The 16,778-nt window shown below is 52.2% G+C and carries 19 protein-coding genes; 12 read left to right on the top strand and 7 right to left on the bottom strand.

The annotated features are described in order from the left end of the window. Positions 1-333 precede the first annotated feature (333 nt). From CJO09_RS02720 to CJO09_RS02690, 7 genes are all read right to left on the bottom strand, one after another. Complete coding sequence (locus tag CJO09_RS02720) at positions 334-888, bottom strand: SCO family protein (RefSeq protein ID WP_218961014.1); 555 nt, start codon at positions 886-888, stop codon at positions 334-336. Between the two features lie 61 nt (positions 889-949). Then, complete coding sequence (locus CJO09_RS02715) at positions 950-1,660, bottom strand: cytochrome c oxidase assembly protein (protein WP_281270739.1); 711 nt, start codon at positions 1,658-1,660, stop codon at positions 950-952. A 151-nt stretch (positions 1,661-1,811) separates the two neighbouring features. After that, the gene (locus CJO09_RS02710; RefSeq protein ID WP_011786689.1) at positions 1,812-2,450 is read right to left on the bottom strand and encodes a DsbA family protein; all 639 of its coding nucleotides are present in this window, start codon (positions 2,448-2,450) and stop codon (positions 1,812-1,814) included. Positions 2,451-2,494: 44 nt separating this feature from the next. Beyond that, on the bottom strand, positions 2,495-3,496 hold the full coding sequence (locus tag CJO09_RS02705) for an arsenic resistance protein (protein WP_245961226.1): 1,002 nt from the start codon (positions 3,494-3,496) through the stop codon (positions 2,495-2,497). A gap of 33 nt (positions 3,497-3,529) precedes the next feature. Then, the gene (locus CJO09_RS02700) at positions 3,530-4,438 is read right to left on the bottom strand and encodes a cation diffusion facilitator family transporter (protein ID WP_008169406.1); all 909 of its coding nucleotides are present in this window, start codon (positions 4,436-4,438) and stop codon (positions 3,530-3,532) included. 97 nt (positions 4,439-4,535) lie between these two features. Then, on the bottom strand, positions 4,536-5,051 hold the full coding sequence (gene lspA, locus CJO09_RS02695) for a signal peptidase II (RefSeq protein ID WP_011786687.1): 516 nt from the start codon (positions 5,049-5,051) through the stop codon (positions 4,536-4,538). Positions 5,052-5,055: 4 nt separating this feature from the next. Then, a complete protein-coding gene (locus tag CJO09_RS02690; protein WP_011786686.1) occupies positions 5,056-5,952 on the bottom strand; it encodes a cation efflux transmembrane domain-containing protein in 897 nt (298 codons plus the stop codon). A gap of 172 nt (positions 5,953-6,124) precedes the next feature. Between CJO09_RS02690 and CJO09_RS02685 the strand changes: the two genes are divergently transcribed. The 12 genes from CJO09_RS02685 (at position 6,125) to nuoK (ending at position 16,777) form a co-directional block, all read left to right on the top strand. After that, positions 6,125-6,592, top strand: coding sequence for a hypothetical protein (locus CJO09_RS02685; protein WP_041343552.1), 468 nt, complete (start codon positions 6,125-6,127; stop codon positions 6,590-6,592). 605 nt (positions 6,593-7,197) lie between these two features. Beyond that, positions 7,198-7,557, top strand: a complete 360-nt coding sequence (locus CJO09_RS02680) for an NADH-quinone oxidoreductase subunit A (RefSeq protein ID WP_119440964.1) — start codon at positions 7,198-7,200, stop codon at positions 7,555-7,557. Positions 7,558-7,622: 65 nt separating this feature from the next. Further along, positions 7,623-8,099 (top strand): NuoB/complex I 20 kDa subunit family protein, encoded by a 477-nt coding sequence (locus tag CJO09_RS02675; protein WP_119440963.1) that lies wholly within the window; start codon positions 7,623-7,625, stop codon positions 8,097-8,099. Between the two features lie 36 nt (positions 8,100-8,135). Continuing rightward, complete coding sequence (locus tag CJO09_RS02670; RefSeq protein WP_119440962.1) at positions 8,136-8,747, top strand: NADH-quinone oxidoreductase subunit C; 612 nt, start codon at positions 8,136-8,138, stop codon at positions 8,745-8,747. A gap of 1 nt (position 8,748) precedes the next feature. Then, positions 8,749-10,005: an NADH-quinone oxidoreductase subunit D gene (locus CJO09_RS02665; RefSeq protein ID WP_114419850.1), complete on the top strand. Its 1,257-nt coding sequence runs from the start codon at positions 8,749-8,751 to the stop codon at positions 10,003-10,005. A 34-nt stretch (positions 10,006-10,039) separates the two neighbouring features. Further along, positions 10,040-10,534 (top strand): NADH-quinone oxidoreductase subunit NuoE, encoded by a 495-nt coding sequence (gene nuoE / locus CJO09_RS02660; protein ID WP_114419848.1) that lies wholly within the window; start codon positions 10,040-10,042, stop codon positions 10,532-10,534. Beyond that, positions 10,531-11,898: an NADH-quinone oxidoreductase subunit NuoF gene (gene nuoF, locus CJO09_RS02655; RefSeq protein ID WP_119440961.1), complete on the top strand. Its 1,368-nt coding sequence runs from the start codon at positions 10,531-10,533 to the stop codon at positions 11,896-11,898. Before nuoE ends, nuoF begins: the two co-directional genes overlap by 4 nt. 15 nt (positions 11,899-11,913) lie before the next feature. Beyond that, positions 11,914-14,241: an NADH-quinone oxidoreductase subunit NuoG gene (nuoG, locus tag CJO09_RS02650; RefSeq protein ID WP_119440960.1), complete on the top strand. Its 2,328-nt coding sequence runs from the start codon at positions 11,914-11,916 to the stop codon at positions 14,239-14,241. Beyond that, on the top strand, positions 14,242-15,315 hold the full coding sequence (gene nuoH / locus CJO09_RS02645) for an NADH-quinone oxidoreductase subunit NuoH (protein WP_119440959.1): 1,074 nt from the start codon (positions 14,242-14,244) through the stop codon (positions 15,313-15,315). A 20-nt stretch (positions 15,316-15,335) separates the two neighbouring features. After that, positions 15,336-15,824: an NADH-quinone oxidoreductase subunit NuoI gene (nuoI, locus tag CJO09_RS02640; RefSeq protein WP_119440958.1), complete on the top strand. Its 489-nt coding sequence runs from the start codon at positions 15,336-15,338 to the stop codon at positions 15,822-15,824. Positions 15,825-15,842: 18 nt separating this feature from the next. Then, the gene (locus CJO09_RS02635; RefSeq protein ID WP_119440957.1) at positions 15,843-16,469 is read left to right on the top strand and encodes an NADH-quinone oxidoreductase subunit J; all 627 of its coding nucleotides are present in this window, start codon (positions 15,843-15,845) and stop codon (positions 16,467-16,469) included. After that, positions 16,469-16,777 (top strand): NADH-quinone oxidoreductase subunit NuoK, encoded by a 309-nt coding sequence (nuoK, locus tag CJO09_RS02630; protein WP_119440956.1) that lies wholly within the window; start codon positions 16,469-16,471, stop codon positions 16,775-16,777. Before CJO09_RS02635 ends, nuoK begins: the two co-directional genes overlap by 1 nt. Position 16,778 lies beyond the last annotated feature (1 nt).

The raw sequence follows: 16,778 nt of genomic DNA, 5'->3' as shown, positions 1-16,778 counted from the left end.
TCGAAATCAGCTCATAAACAAAAGCGAACATTCGAGTCAGGCCTTCCTTCTCCCCCCCGAAGGTTCCAAGCTCGTCATTGGCCTTTGATTCATCATGGTTGATGGAGCAACTTTCAGGTGCCAACTAATTCCGGTATAGAGTTAGCGATAATGGGCTAAGCCGATGTTTACCCCGATTGACCTGCCCCCAGCTTTCCAAAGGCCAAAAAAACTGGATATGTGAAGCCCGGCAAAAGATGAACATAAGCATCCGACAATCAAATCTTGAGTCACGGGCTGCTGCCGTATTCCGCAGCAGCTAAGCATTACTTTCCAATGGCAAGCTTCGTTAACTCAGGCATCCTCCTGAATAAGAGCAGCGAGGTCATGCCGAATTTCTTCCCCGCTCAAATCGGGCCGCATTAAAAGGCGAGGGTTACCTTCGCGATCAAATACATAAATCGCGCTGCTGTGTGACACCGCATAATTTCCATCAGCGTCAGGTTCGTCATAACCGAAGGTTGTCCTATATCGTTTTGCCAGTTCACGAAGCTGGGGTTCTTTTCCAGTGAGCCCTACAATATTGTCACCGAAGAAATCCACGTATTTTGCGAGGCGCTCGGGCGTGTCACGTTTCGGATCGACACTCACGAACAAAGTGAGTACTTCATCCTGAAGCTCGGGGTCCAGGCCACTGGTTACCTGATTGAGTTTTTGCAGGGCGGTCGGGCAAACATCGGGGCACGAGGTGAACCCGAAAAACAGCATTCTCACGCGGCCACTGTAATCATCGCCAGATACAGACTTGCCCTGGCTATTGATCAGGTCGAATTCCAGCTCAGGCATCAAGCCACTGATGTTTTTACCGTTCCAGTCTTCCTCGTCATTGCCAAAGCAACCAGTCAGCAATAGGGATGCTATCAGCGTTAAGGTCGCCGATATGATGTTGGCTGTCGCCAGAAGCGAGTTCTCATGACGCTGTTTCCTCAAGTTGTTTGGATTGGTTGGTATATTTTCCGTCCTGATGCATGGCTCGCCGGAGCATCAGAAGAATGCCAAGAATGCTCATCATGGCCGGAGGAATATAGGTCAGCATGCCGCCCAGAAGCTGGTCGACTTCTGGATCCAGCGGCCAGGCCCTGCCACAGACTTCGTAAACGTCATAGACCATGTCACGTGAGAACACGATCCACGCCCCAAGAAACATCTGAAGCACACCCGCGGCAGCCAGAACCAACATGCGTCTGCCATACCCCAACGATGAGGTGATCGCCGGCGGTCTTGGGTCAAAGATCAACCACCAGAAGAGAAGACCATCCAGCAACATGCTCCAGTTCATGACCCAGTACAGCTCCCGGCTGAGCATGGCGTCGAAATGGATCGATGGCCACAGCCAGAAATAAATGAGCCCAACAAATAGGAAAAGGGCGATAAAGGGCTGTTGCAGAACCTGATAAACCCAACCCAGAGGCCGTAGCGCGCGCCTCCAGCCCGGGCGGATTTTTTCAAACCAGAACCGCATGACCGGTAAAGGGTTGGACAGGGCGATAAGGATAGGCCCGATGTGATGAAGAATCAGATGCTGGCCCCGATGGACGAAGAACATGTATTGCGCGTAGTAATCGAAGCGCGTCTGCATCACCGCATAACAGATCAGCACCCCCAGGGTGAACGCAAAAATCCGTAGCGAGCCAGGCCGATCCTAATCCGGCATCCGAATTAGCCCGACGCCATAGAACCCCATCACGAGCATGTAGCTCAGCACGGTCAGCGGCGAGAAATCGTAGGGTAGAAGGTAGTCAAGCAGTGACATAGCGTTGCCGGTTTTGTTGTTATTCCAGTGACTCTACCTTGGATGTCACCAGGTCGTACAGTTCCTGAGGCCCCAGGCGGCTCAAGATGTCTCCGTTAACGTAGAATGTTGGGGTTCCGGAAATTCCAACCGCCTTAACGTCCGCAGCATCCTGTTGAATAATGCCGTCAATCTCGGGTGAGTTCATACCGGCCCGGGCGGCTTCTACGTCAAGCCCGGCTGACGCCGCCGCATCCCATGCTGCGGTGACCTTTGGATCATCGTGCCATTTCGGCTGTGCTTCCATAACAGCGTCAAGCACCGGTTCATAGATTCCCTGTTCACGGGCGGTTTCCAGAATTCTGACGGCCTCTTCCGAGCCTTTGTGAAACAATACGTAGCGCAGTACCAGACGCACGTTGTCCGGGTAGGCAGCCTGAATCTGTTTCACATAGGGATGCATGGCGCGACAACCTTCGCAGGATGGGTCGAAGAACTCGACAATGGTTACCGGCGCGTCCTCAGGGCCAATAACGGGAGAGTAATCCCTCACCAGTGGCGTTTTTTCAACAACGGCGGGTTCATTAGTGCCCTGGGAGCGATCGTAAATAACAAAAGCACCAGCAAAGACAACCAGACAAAAAAGAAGGAGACTGATGACCAGGGTTCGGGTTTGCACGGGAGATCTTCCTATTTTAAATGAGTTTACGGGTTTCAGATTATTCAGGTGTCCGGTAGCAGCCGACTAGGCACCCACCGCAGATAAAGCATCATTCCAAACAGTTCCAACAAAGACTGGACGACAATCACCACGACGGCCACAGCCCAGGCCTCTGGCATTGACAGTGCCAAAGGTAAAACCACGAAGGAGTTGCGTGTTCCTAGGCTGAAGATGACGGTGCGACCGGTTTCTACCGGTAATCGAAAGACCCGGCGCAGAGCCTTTCCAACCAGAGCCGCAGCTAGAAGATAGGCCGGAAACAGAATCATCAAGGGCCAGATAAGTGAGCCGGTACTGTCGATCTGGCTGACCTGTGTCATTGAGATGATGAACAGTACGACTGTCAGCAGAGGGACCGGCATCAGACCCATGAAGCGAATGAACCCGATGGCTTTTCTGGAGTTTTCGGCCCATTTTTCAGTCAGAAATGCCAGGATAAGCGGGACAATAATCAGCCCGCCAAAGGCCGGCAGGAGGTGCCGCCCAAGCTCAAGATTCACGTCGAACTGATTACCCATGAAAAGCCAGAGGTAAAGTGGAAGAAGACCCAGTTGAGCAATCAGCAGAACCGGTGTTGCCGCAATGGCTCGGGTGCTGTCCCCCTTGCCTAGGTGAGTGAAGGTGACAAACCAGTCGGTACAGGGCATCAGCAATACCAGAAGCACTCCCAACTTCAGCGCGTCATTGTCCGGCAGCGCCAATATCAGCAAGGCAGTGATCGCCGGCATGACCAGAAAATTTCCGGTGAGCAAGGCACCCATGAACCGACGGTCCCGGAACATATCAGACAGGTGGGTCAACGGTGTTTGAGTAAATGTGGCGTAGAGCAGAACTCCGAGCAACCCCCAGATTAAGTAATCCGGCACACTGTCACCGAGGGACGATGTCCAATCCACAGACAGTCCGAAAACAACAGCGATGAGGTAGGCCCAGACCTGGTGGCGTTCAATTACGTCTCGCATGGCGTGCTCGTAACCGAGTGGAAGGTCGGCCATTCGCAGCATATCTGCCACACGGTACCCTTTTCAGCAGCCCTGCTAGCCATGGCCATAAGTATGGGCATCTTTGTGACTGTGATCAGGATGTTCAAACTCCAATGTTGAATGAGTGATGCCGAACTCGTTTTCCAAAGTTCGTTTTATCCCACCCTTGACTTTTTCAAGTTCATTCCAGGCACTTATTTCGACCACCACATGGGCGTCGAGGGAGGCATCATGCTCACCCATCTGCCAGAAATGTACGTGGTGAAGGTCTAAAACGCCTTCTACGTTTGATAAAGCCTCGATGACAGAATCTGTGTCGATATCCAATGGACTACCCAGCATGAGTGTCCGGATGGTTCCGCCGATTTCCGTTAGACCCAGGTAGAGAATATAGCTTGCGATACCAATTGTGATCGCGGGATCAACCCAACGCATGTCGTACAGGAGAATCAGGGCGCCGCCTACAACGACTGCAATTGACGCAAACGCATCAGACAAGTTGTGTAGAAACAGCGCACGGATGTTGACGCTGTCCTTTTGCATGGAGTAAGTAAGCAGCGCGGTCAAACCATCCACTACCAATGCGATAATGCCAAGCCAAACTACCCACCACCCCTTGATTTCCGGGGGATCTATGAATCGCATGCCACCTTCGTAGATCAAATATGCCCCGATCATTATCAAAGTGGTGTAATTTATGAGTGCCGCAACAACCTCAATTCTCCCGTAGCCAAAGGTCATCTTCGAGTCGGCCGGGCGGCGTGCAATCTTCCGCGCCGCAAATGCGATAAATAGTGACGCCATATCCGAAAAGTTGTGTATAGCGTCGGCTATCAGCGCCAAGCTGCCAGCGAAGATCCCTCCAGCGATCTGAGCCAAGGTTAGGATACCGTTCGCCCAGATAGCTACTGCAACTCTCTTATCCTTAGTATCCGGTGACATGTGAGCATGCTCGTGGCCCATTGTTTTCTCCTTGGTCGTTGCTGTTCAATTAAACGTAGTCGCAACACTCGCTAAGCCTGGCTCAGAGGGCTTAGCGAGTGTTGCGACCGCGCGAAAACTAGCCATTCTGGCGATTTTCCATGTTATTCCCGGCACCTTTCTCGGCTGTGAAGCCCGTGACCAAAATCATGGCCACGCTCAGGAGGATGAACACGTCGGCAAGGTTGAACGCCGGCCAATGCCAAGATTGCCAATGGAAATCCAGGTAATCGACAACGTAGCCTCGGAAAACTCGGTCGATGACATTTCCGAATGCACCGCCAAGTACCATCGCATAGGCCAGGGCTTCTGTTCGCTTATGGCTGTCCCGCATCAATTTGACCAGAACAGCCGAGACGACAACGGCTATCGCAATAAAAAAATATCGCTGCCAGCCCCCGCCATCGGCGAAGAGACTAAAGGCAGCGCCTTTATTCCATACGTGCACCCAATTAAAGAAAGGAGTGATCTCAACCGATTGCCCGTAAGCCATGGATTGCTGGACGAGCCATTTAATAAGCTGGTCGGCCAGCGCTACCAGTGTGGAAAAGCCGAGAAAGATAAACGTAGAAAAACTAGCACGGTGTTCAGACATCGAATTATCCTTTTAGTGCAAGGATGCGCTTGGCACCAATGAATACAATGCCTCCCACAACGCCGCCAATAACCAGATCCGGATAGTTTGAACCGGTCCAGGCAACAAGAAGCCCCGCAAGGATAACTCCCAGATTGATAACCACATCATTGGCCGAAAAGATCCAGCTGGCTTTCATGTGAGCACCGCCTTCACGGTGTTTTGCGATCAGAAGAAGGCAGCTGATGTTGGCAACGAGAGCAACAGAGGCGACGGTCATCATCATTGACGACTGGGGATCACTGCCGAACAGAAAACGCCTGCCAACCTCAACCAGTACACCGACGGCAAGGATAAGCTGGAGGATGCCTGCCACATGGGCCGCTCTGACCTGCATTTTGATGCCGTGCCCAACGGCGTAAAGTGCGAGACCGTAGACGGCGGCATCGGCAAGCATGTCTAGCGAGTCTGCAATCAGGCCAGCGGACTGGGCGATCAGGCCCATCGTCATCTCGACCAGAAACATCAGGCCGTTGATTGCCAGCAGTATCCATAAAGTGCCGGATTCTTCGCTTTCGTTGGCCTTAGAAGATTCAGCCGCTCTGACGGATTCAGCGCTGGCGTCTTCTGTCCGCTGCAAGGAAGCACCCAAGCCCAGGTTTTCCAGTTTGCTGGTAATAGGACCGGTTTCTCCATGGTGGATAATTTCCAATGTACGACCCGATAAATCGAATGACAGCGACTGAATGTTTTCAACGCCAGTCAGTGCCATTCGAATCATTCGCTCTTCCGAGGGACAATCCATTTTTGGTATTTTGTAGGTGCTTAGCTGGCTACCTGTTTCGGCGGTGGCGCGTCCCTGAAACTTGTCATCTACGACAGAGTCTTCACTACCACACTGCCCATTGCAGGGTTTGCTCATTTTCTCGGCTCCGGTTTTCGTACAAATGATGCAATTTAAAACCCTGTAGCCACTACAGGGTCAATAACTAATCTACACTAGTAGTCGTCAAAATCGGCGTTTGTCTGGATAAAGATCTACAATGATAAGTGCGATGATGTGGACGTCTAATTTTATTTCGAGGGTAAACTTTATGATTTCATTTAAAGGACTTACAGCAACCGCTGCGTTGTTGGTTTTTCCTGCATTCGTGCTAGCGCATGGTGATCAAGGCTCATGGCAAGGGCATGGTCCTGGCATGATGATGGATCAGGAGCAAATGCAACAGATGCACCAGAACTGGTCTCACATGAACCAGCTGATGCAACGCATTCCTGATGAAGCTTCACCGCAAGAACGGCAACGATTGATGCGAGAACACAGGGAGGCGATGCAAGAGCAAATGGGTTTTATGCATCACGGTATGATGGGCCCCGGCATGATGCGTGGACAAAACGGCATGATGGGAGGTCAGCACATGATGAACGGCGGCGGTAAATCAAAGAATGGTGGTAGTCTGTCTAACGAGCAACAAATTCAGATGATGCAGGAGCGCATGGATCAAATGCAGCTGATGATGGAGCAAATGCTGCAATACCAGCAAAATCTAAAGGTAGAGTGATCGAGAAGCCTTCAAATACTTTTACTTAACAGACGCGTAGTAACTGGCGAGTTTGATAGGCTGAAGTTTGTGAAAACGGCGCAGTAGCTGGGTTTCGGTCTCAACGAAATCCCTGGCCTTTTACGGCTGGAAGATGGCGCTCTGGGCACCACTTCGAATGTTCGCTTTGCGACCAGAGCGACGGGCGGCCAATTTAATGTGGCAATCTCCAGCTACAGTATGAGTATGGTGGTACGACCATTGCTCACTTTTAAGCATCCCCGAGGAAGTTATCTGTATCTGTGCTCTCACTCGATCACATCGCTGGTCGTGAAATACCTCGGGTGAATCGCCGCTTGCGGCGAGAGGGCAGAGCCCTTGGAACAAGTGCTCCTATTTTTACACACCAAATTACACACCGTGTAAAAATGAAAATGCCCCAAAAACCATTGCTCATGGGGCATTCACTCACTCACCGACAGAAGTACACAAAATTCACTATATACTCTTTCGGGGTGGCTTTTGTTTTGCTTCGCTGTTTTGTATCAAAACAGGGTTAACCCCCAAATGTGCGTTCGCAAAATGATACAATCCAAAAGTTTACTTATCACGGTTGGACGCATGGCATGAACCTGCAAGAGTATTTTCCCGTTCTGCTGTTTATTATCGTTGCCACGGGCATCGGCTTTGCGCTTTTAACGGTTGGGCGCGTGTTGGGGCCTCATCGCCCCGATGCCGAGAAGCTGTCTCCTTACGAGTGTGGTTTCGAAGCTTTTGATGACTCACGCATGAAGTTCGACGTGCGTTATTACCTGGTTGCCATTCTCTTTATTTTGTTCGACCTTGAAATCGCCTTTCTTTTCCCTTGGGCAATTGCAAACGATGCCCTTGGCATGGCGGGGTTCTGGACTGTAATGGTGTTTCTGGCGGTGCTCACCGTTGGTTTCCTTTACGAGTGGAAGAAGGGCGCGCTCGACTGGGAGTAGTCGAGGCTTGCGTGGCAGGTTTGTTAAGGCCGGCATACGGCATTTATCGTTATATGGGCTAAATCATGGCAATCGACGGCATTCTGAAAGAAGGCTTTATCACGACCAATGCAGACAAGTTTTTGAACTGGGCGAAAACCGGTTCTCTATGGCCAATGACATTCGGCCTGGCTTGCTGTGCCGTGGAAATGATGCACGCCGGCGCGGCGCGCTACGACCTTGACCAATTCGGTATTATTTTTCGCCCCAGTCCGCGCCAGTCCGACCTCATGATCGTGGCCGGCACTTTGTGCAACAAAATGGCACCTGCCTTGCGCAAGGTTTACGACCAAATGCCCGAGCCGCGTTGGGTGGTTTCCATGGGCTCCTGTGCGAACGGGGGCGGCTATTATCACTATTCTTATTCCGTCGTCAGGGGCTGCGATCGAATAGTCCCGGTCGATGTTTATGTGCCGGGGTGTCCCCCCACAGCGGAAGCGCTGGTTTACGGGCTTTTGCAAATGCAAAATAAAATTCGCCTCACCAACACCATCGCCCGCTAATTTGCGCGCCCCTTTAAATCGTCCGACGAATTTATTATGACCCGGCTTGAAACTCTGAAAAATCACCTGCAGACACAGTTTGCCCAAAACTGTTCCCTGAAGGAAGCGTTGAACGAGCTCACTCTTGATGTCCCGGCGGGCCAGTGGGTAGATGTCTGTACGGCTTTGCGTGATACGCCGGCATTGTCTTTTGAACTATGCATCGATTTATGCGGGGTCGATTACGCCACTTACGGCGAACCCGCCGCGCAGGTTGCGCCGCCCAAGTTTCCGCAACGTTATGCCGTTGTGATCCACCTGCTGTCTGTTGCGCACAATTGGCGGTTGCGAGTTCGTACATGGGTGCAAAACGATGAATTCCCCGTGATAGATACGCTGTTCAATGTCTGGCCTTCGGTGAACTGGTTCGAGCGCGAAGCATTCGATTTGTATGGCATTGTGTTCGAAGGTCACCCTGATTTGCGGCGCATTCTTACCGATTACGGGTTTATCGGGCATCCCTTCCGCAAAGATTTCCCTCTGTCGGGCAACGTTGAAATGCGTTACGACACCGAGCAGAAACGGGTGATTTATCAGCCGGTTTCCATTGAGCCGCGCGAAATTACGCCGCGTATCGTGCGTGAAGAGGGCTACGGAGTAGAGCGATAACATGGCTGAAATCAAGAATTACACCCTGAACTTCGGGCCTCAGCACCCTGCGGCACACGGCGTGTTGCGCCTGGTTCTTGAGCTCGACGGTGAAGTTATTCAGCGCGCCGATCCTCACATTGGTTTGCTGCATCGTGCCACCGAAAAACTGGCCGAGCATAAAACGTATTTGCAAAGCTTGCCTTACATGGATCGTCTTGATTACGTTTCCATGATGTGCAATGAGCACGCCTATGTGATGGCGATTGAAAAGCTGGCCGGCATAGAGGTGCCATTGCGCGCGCAGTATATCCGGGTCATGTTCGACGAAATCACCCGGATTCTGAATCATTTAATGTCTCTCGGCTCGCATGCGCTCGATGTGGGTGCCATGGCGGTATTTCTTTATACGTTCCGCGAGCGTGAAGACCTAATGGATTGTTACGAAGCCGTGTCCGGTGCGCGCATGCATGCGGCATACTATCGCCCGGGCGGCGTGTATCGCGATCTGCCTGACACCATGCCGCAATATGGTGAAAGCAGCCAATACCGCAGCGCCAAAGAATTAAAAGCCATGAACGATGCACGTTCCGGCTCATTGCTCGACTTCATTGAAGATTTCACCAATCGTTTCCCAACCTGTATTGATGAATACGAAACGCTGTTAACAGATAATCGTATATGGAAGCAGCGTTTGGTGGGCGTCGGTGTAGTCGACCCGGATCGCGCCAAAGCGCTGGGCTTTACCGGGCCTATGCTGCGTGGTTCCGGTGTGGAGTGGGATTTGCGTCGCACGCAACCTTATGAAGTGTACGATCGCCTCGATTTCGACATACCGGTAGGTGTGAACGGCGACAGCTACGATCGTTATCTGGTGCGTGTGGCTGAAATGCGTGAAAGTAATCGCATTATTCGCCAGTGCGTTGAGTGGTTGCGCAATAATCCCGGCCCGGTCATCGTCGACAACCACAAAGTCGCGCCGCCTTCGCGCGAGGAAATGAAAACCGGGATGGAAGATCTCATTCACCATTTCAAGTTGTTTTCCGAAGGGATGCATGTGCCGCGTGGCGAGGCCTACAGTGCGGTTGAACATCCCAAAGGCGAATTTGGTATTTACATGATTTCCGATGGGGCCAATAAGCCGTATCGCTTGAAAATTCGTGCGCCGGGGTTTGCGCATTTGCAAGCGCTTGATGAAATGTCACGTGGGCACATGATTGCCGATGCGGTAACCATTATCGGCACGCTCGATATTGTGTTTGGTGAAATTGACCGCTAACGGGCGCAAGCCAAGGTAACGACCGGATCAAACTATGCTGCTTTCCGAAAAAGCCTATCAGAAAATTGACCGGGAACTGATCAAGTTCCCCGAAGAACAGAAGCAATCAGCCATTATGGCTGCATTGGCCATAGCCCAAGACGAGAAAGGCTGGGTTTCTATCGACGTTATTGAAGATGTTGCCCGTTATTTGCAGGTTCCACCTATTGCTGTTCAAGAGGTGGCAACGTTCTACAATATGTTCGATACCCAGCTTCCTGGTCGTTTCAAAATATCCGTGTGCACTAATTTGCCCTGTGCCTTGCGCGACGGGGTTAGCGCAGCGGAGCATTTGAAGAAAACGTTGGGTATCGGTTTTCATGAAACAACGCAAGACGGTCTCTTCTCATTGGTTGAGGGTGAGTGCATGGGCGCTTGTGGAGATTCCCCGGTCATGTTGGTGAACAACAAGCACATGTGTGTGCGCATGATGCCGGAAAAGATCGATGCCATGATCAATGAATTGAAACAGAACGGGGGGGCGCAATGAGCACCGCCGCTATTTTGCAAAAATTTTCGGAAGGCCTCGATATTGCGCCCAACAACGATTTGTCGCGCAGTATGATTTTTCATGATCGTCATATCAGCCCGCAAATCGTGGCCGGTCTCGATGGCACGAATTGGCGCCTGGAAGATTACGTCAAGCGGGGCGGGTATGAAGCCTTGCGCAAAATTTTGTCCTCCGGCATGTCACCGGAAGACGTCATTGAAGAAGTTAAAACCTCTGGTTTGCGCGGTCGTGGGGGGGCGGGCTTCCCCACTGGTTTGAAGTGGAGCTTCATGCCCCGCAACCTACCTGGTCAGAAATATCTGGTGTGTAACTCAGACGAAGGCGAACCGGGTACGTTCAAAGACCGCGATATCCTTCGCTTTAACCCACATATTGTCATTGAAGGTATGGCTATTGCGGCTTACGCCATGGGTTGCAGCGTGGGCTACAACTATATTCACGGCGAAATTTTCGAAATATATGATCGTTTCGAAGAAGCGCTGGAAGAAGCGCGTAAAGCCGGTTTTCTGGGCGACAAAATCCTGGGCAGCAATTTCAGTTTCCAGTTGCACGCATTCCATGGTTATGGCGCTTATATTTGCGGGGAAGAAACCGCACTGCTGGAGTCGTTGGAAGGCAAGAAAGGTCAGCCACGTTTCAAACCGCCTTTCCCAGCCAGCTATGGCTTATACGGCAAGCCCACCACCATCAACAATACGGAAACGTTCGCTGCGGTGCCCTGGATTTTCCGCAACAGCGGTCAAGCCTATCTGGAAACCGGCATCCCCAATAATGGCGGCACAAAGTTGTTTTCTGTGTCGGGCGACGTCGAATTACCGGGGAATTATGAAGTTCCAATGGGCACGCCGTTTTCAGAGCTTTTAAAGTTGGCAGGCGGCATGCGTGGCGGGCGTAAAATCAAAGCGGTGATTCCCGGAGGGTCGAGTGCTCCGGTGGTGCCGGGCGACGTCATGATGGAAACCACCATGGATTACGACGGCATTGCCAAAGCCGGCTCGATGCTGGGTTCGGGGGCCGTCATCGTCATGGACGAAACCCGCTGCATGGTGAAATCTTTGATGCGCCTGTCTTATTTTTACTATGAAGAAAGCTGCGGGCAGTGCACACCGTGTCGCGAGGGTACGGGTTGGTTGTATCGCATGGTGCATCGCATTGAGCACGGTCAAGGGCGTCCGGAAGATCTTGAGGTTCTTGATTCCGTTGCGCATAACATCATGGGTCGCACGATTTGTGCGCTGGGTGATGCTGCAGCCATGCCCGTTCGCAGCTTTATCAAGCATTTCCGCGACGAGTTCGCACACCACATCGAGCATAAAAGCTGTGTGGTGTCCAAATATTTGTAGGGTCAGGATACGCTAATGGTTGAACTCACCATCGACGGCAAAAAAGTTGAAGTGCCCGAAGGCAGCATGGTTATGCATGCGGCCAATAAGCTCGGGCTGTATGTGCCGCATTTTTGCTATCACAAGAAATTGTCTATTGCGGCCAACTGCCGCATGTGTTTGGTTGAGGTTGAAAAAGCCCCCAAACCCATGCCCGCTTGTGCCACGCCGGCCTCCAACGGCATGGTTGTTCACACCGCGTCGGAAAAAGCGGTGGCGGCACAAGAAAGCGTTATGGAGTTCCTGCTGATCAATCACCCTCTCGATTGCCCTATTTGCGATCAGGGCGGTGAATGCCAATTGCAAGATTTGTCGGTGGGCTACGGCGAGTCGGCTTCGCGCTATAAAGAAGAGAAGCGCGTGGTCTTTCATAAAGAGATGGGGCCGCTCATTTCCGCAGAAGAAATGCCGCGCTGTATTCATTGCACCCGTTGTGTGCGCTTCGGTCAGGAAATCGGCGGCATGATGGAGTTGGGCATGATTAACCGGGGAGAGCACTCCGAAATCACCAGCTTCGTGGGGCGGGCGGTCGAGTCCGAGTTGTCGGGCAACATGATTGACATCTGCCCGGTTGGGGCACTGACGTCCAAGCCGTTCCGCTATTCGGCGCGTACATGGGAGCTGGCGCGTCGCCGGTCGGTGAGCCCGCACGACAGCCTGGGTGCGAACCTTGTTGTACAAGTGAAGAACGATCAGGTGATGCGCGTCGTTCCCTTCGAAAATGAAGAGGTTAACGAGTGCTGGATTTCCGACCGTGATCGTTTTGCCTATACCGGTTTGTATGCCGGCGATCGCCTGGCGCATCCCATGGTGAAAGACGCCGACGGCAATTGGTCGGAAGCGTCTTGGGGCGATGCGTTGCAGGCTGTAGTGAAAGGCCTGAACAAAGTACGCGACCAACACGGTGCGAATCAAATCGGCGCATTGGGCAGTGAACTGGCTACGGTGGAAGAGTTATCGCTATTGGCCCGACTTACGCGCAGCCTTGGTTCGGAAAATATTGATTTTCGTCTGCGCTATAACGATACGGATTTTGTCCAGGCATTCCAGGGCGCCCCTTGGCTTGGCATGCCGGTTGCCGAGTTGAATACGCTGGATCGTGTTTTGGTTGTGGGCAGTTTTATCCGCAAAGATCAGCCTCTCATGGCGCAGCGCCTGCGTCAGGCCGCCAAAACGGGTACCCAGATCGCATTTATTGGTAGCGCCTACGACGATCCGCTCATTAATGTCGCGTCGCATTTTGAAGTAAAGCCTTCAGCTCTGCCCAACGCGCTGGCGGAAGTCGCGGTGGCATTGGCTGAGTCTGCCGGTGAATCACCTGCTCAGGCTTTCGCGGGTGTCAAAATCTCGGACGCGGCAAAACGTGTTGCCGAAATGTTGGCTTCAGGTCAACGTGTTGCCATTTTGTTGGGTAACACCGCGGTCACTTCGCCTTTTGCTTCTCAGATTGCGGCCAATGCACAAGAGGTTGCACGGCTGGCGAAAGGGCGTCTTGGGTTGCTAACAACCGGTGGTAACACGGTAGGTGGTTATTTGGCAGGGGCTGTACCGGCCGTCGGCGCGCAAACGGCTGCGCAAATGCTAAGCAAGCCATTAAAAGCGTATGTTGTCATGCACGCTGAACCCCTGTTTGATGCCGATAACGGCCGGCAAGCTGTGCAAACCCTGAAGCAGGCAGAGTTCAACGTGGCGCTTACCCCTTACGCCAATGCGGCTGCTGATTGGGCCGATGTTATGTTGCCGGTTTCTCCCTACACAGAAACGTCGGGCACGTTTGTGAATGCAGAGGGGCGTGCGCAAAGCTTCCGTGGCACAGCGGCGCCATTCGGTGAAACGCGTCCAGCCTGGAAAGTGTTGCGTGTTCTGGGTAACTTATTCGAATTGTCGGGTTTCGACGAAGAGACATCAGAGGCAGTGCGGGATGCCGTGTTGTCGCCCAACGCGCATGAAAGGCTATCTAACGAAGTTCGTATTGCGCCGGCCTTGGTCAATGAGGTCGAGGGGCTTGAGCGCGTGGCCGATGTGCCGGTGTATCGCAGTGACTCAATTGTTCGTCGCGCCAAACCTTTGCAGGAAACGCCGGCTTCCCGTCCGCCCGTTTTGCGCGCGCATGTGGAAACATTGAAGCAATATGGTTTGCAAGCAGGCGATGCCGCGCGGGTTCGTTCAGAAACCGGGCAGGTGGTTTTGCAAGTACAGGCAGACGACGCCGTGGCGCCGGGTACTGTACGTGTTGCTACAGCGTTTCCGCAAACCGTTGACCTGGGTAGTGCCTTTGGCCAAGTTACGTTGGAGCGTGCCTAAATGGAATGGCTGAACACAATTAACGAGTTTGGGGCGGGTCTGATCGGGCCAACTGCGTGGTATGTGGTTTGGACGCTGGTAAAAATTGTGGTGATCGCCGTTCCGATCATTCTTTGCGTTGCCTACCTTACCTATTGGGAACGGAAAATGATCGGTGCCATGCATATTCGCTTGGGCCCTACACGGGTGGGGCCGCGTGGGCTACTGCAACCGTTTGCCGACGTTTTTAAATTGCTCACAAAAGAACTGGTGGTTCCCAGTCAGGCGAATAAGATTTTGTTTATTCTGGCGCCGGTTGTCACGCTAATGCCGGCTTTGGCCGCCTGGGCCATCATTCCGTTTGGGCCCGAGCTCGTACTTTCCGATATTAATGCGGGCTTGCTTTACCTGATGGCTATTACGTCGGTGGGGGTTTACGGCGTTATTGTCGCAGGGTGGGCATCGAATTCGAAATACGCTTTTTTGGGCGCAATGCGGGCAGCGGCTCAAATGGTGTCGTATGAACTGGCAATCGGGTTCGTGCTGGTTACGGTACTGCTGGTATCGGGTTCGCTGAATTTAAGCAATATTGTGTTGGGTCAAGACCGTGGCCTGTTTGCCGACATGGGGCTGAACTTCCTGTCGTGGAACTGGCTGCCACTGCTGCCGCTATTTGTTATTTACGTGGTGTCTTGTGTGGCGGAAACCAATCGGCACCCATTCGATGTCGTCGAAGGTGAGTCGGAAATTGTTGCGGGTCACATGGTGGAGTATTCGGGTACGGCTTTCGCGCTGTTCTTCCTGGGTGAGTACGCCAATATGATTCTGCTGTCGGCTACGGCTTCTATCATGTTTCTGGGTGGCTGGCTTCCCATTATTGATATCGCACCCTTCACCTGGATTCCCGGCTGGTTGTGGTTGGGTCTCAAGACCTTTTTCGTGGTTTCCCTATTCATATGGTTCCGTGCAACGTTTCCCCGTTATCGCTACGACCAAATTATGCGCCTGGGCTGGAAAGTATTTATTCCATTGACGGGTGTCTGGCTGGTCGTGGTGGCGATCTGGATGCAAACGCCGTGGAATATTTGGCAATAAAGGGTTAACTGGGGCTAGATATGGAAGCGATTAAAGATTTTTTCGGCAGTTTAATGCTTACCGAAATGCTTAAAGGCATGCGGTTAACCGGCAAGAATTTTTTCAAACGGAAAGTGACATTGCGCTATCCGCAGGAAAAAACGCCTGCTTCACCGCGCTTTCGCGGGTTGCATGCGTTGCGTCGTTATCCGAACGGTGAAGAGCGTTGTATTGCCTGCAAGTTGTGCGAATCGGTGTGCCCCGCCCTGGCCATTACGATTGAGTCTGAAGAGCGAGACGACGGCTCCCGTCGTACCAGTCGCTACGACATTGATCTGGCCAAATGTATTTTCTGTGGGTTTTGCGAAGAAAGCTGTCCGGTGGATTCCATTGTGGAAACCCATATTCATGAATACCACGGTGAAAAGCGGGGCGACCTGTACTACACCAAAGACATGTTGTTGGCGATTGGTGATCGCTACGAATCTGAAATTGCGCGCCGTCGATCCGAAGACGCGCCTTATCGCTGATTTTCAGGACTGACTCTTATGACATTTGCTACTGTCCTGTTTTATTTGCTGGCCGTTGTTCTGGTGGTCGCTGCGTTTCGCGTTATTACCGCTGCAAGCCCGGTTACCGCTGTATTGAATCTGATTCTGGCATTCTTTACTGCTGCAATGTTGTGGATTCTGATTGGTGCGGAATTCCTTGGCTTGTTGCTTGTGCTGGTTTATGTGGGTGCGGTGATGGTGCTTTTCCTGTTCGTCGTCATGATGCTTGATGTGCGAATGGAAAATCTCCGCCGCGGAGTAAAAGCGTATTTACCCATGGGTCTGATTATCGGGTCGATCATGGTGCTGGAAATGGCCTTTGTGCTTATTACCACATGGGGCGACACCGGCGGCCCGGCGGCGCAACAAGCGGGTTACAACAATACCGCTTCGCTGGGCGAGCTCATGTACGGCCAATATTTTTTCGCCGTTGAGGTTGGTGCGGTTATTTTGTTGGTCGGCATGGTTGCGGCAATTGCACTTACCCTGCGCCGTCGACGCGATGTGAAGTACAGCAATCCATCGCAGCAGGTAAAAGTGCGGGCCAAAGATCGGGTGCGTCTGGTTAACCTGCCGTCTCAAACTGAAAAGGTCGATGAGTCGCGCGACCAGGGGGAAAAATAATGACCATTACCTTGGCCCACTATCTGGTTCTGGCAGCCATTCTTTTCTGCATCGGTATTTTTGGTTTTTTTGTGAATCGACGTAATTTGTTGATTCTGCTCATGTCCATCGAGCTGATTCTATTGTCGGCCAATATTAATTTTGTGGCGTTTTCCACCTGGCTGGGCGAAGCCTCGGGTCAGGTCTTCGTGTTCTTCATTCTTACCGTCGCCGCCGCAGAAGCGGCGATCGGCCTGGCTATTTTGGTGTTGTTGTTCCGTAACCTGAACACCATCAATGTTGAAGAACTGGATCACCTGAACGGTTGAT

Source organism: Neopusillimonas maritima (genome assembly GCF_003576595.1).
Classification (GTDB): Bacteria; Pseudomonadota; Gammaproteobacteria; order Burkholderiales; family Burkholderiaceae_B; genus Neopusillimonas; species Neopusillimonas maritima.
Note: the sequence above shows the minus strand (reverse complement) of the source record. Positions and strands in the feature narration are given on the sequence as shown.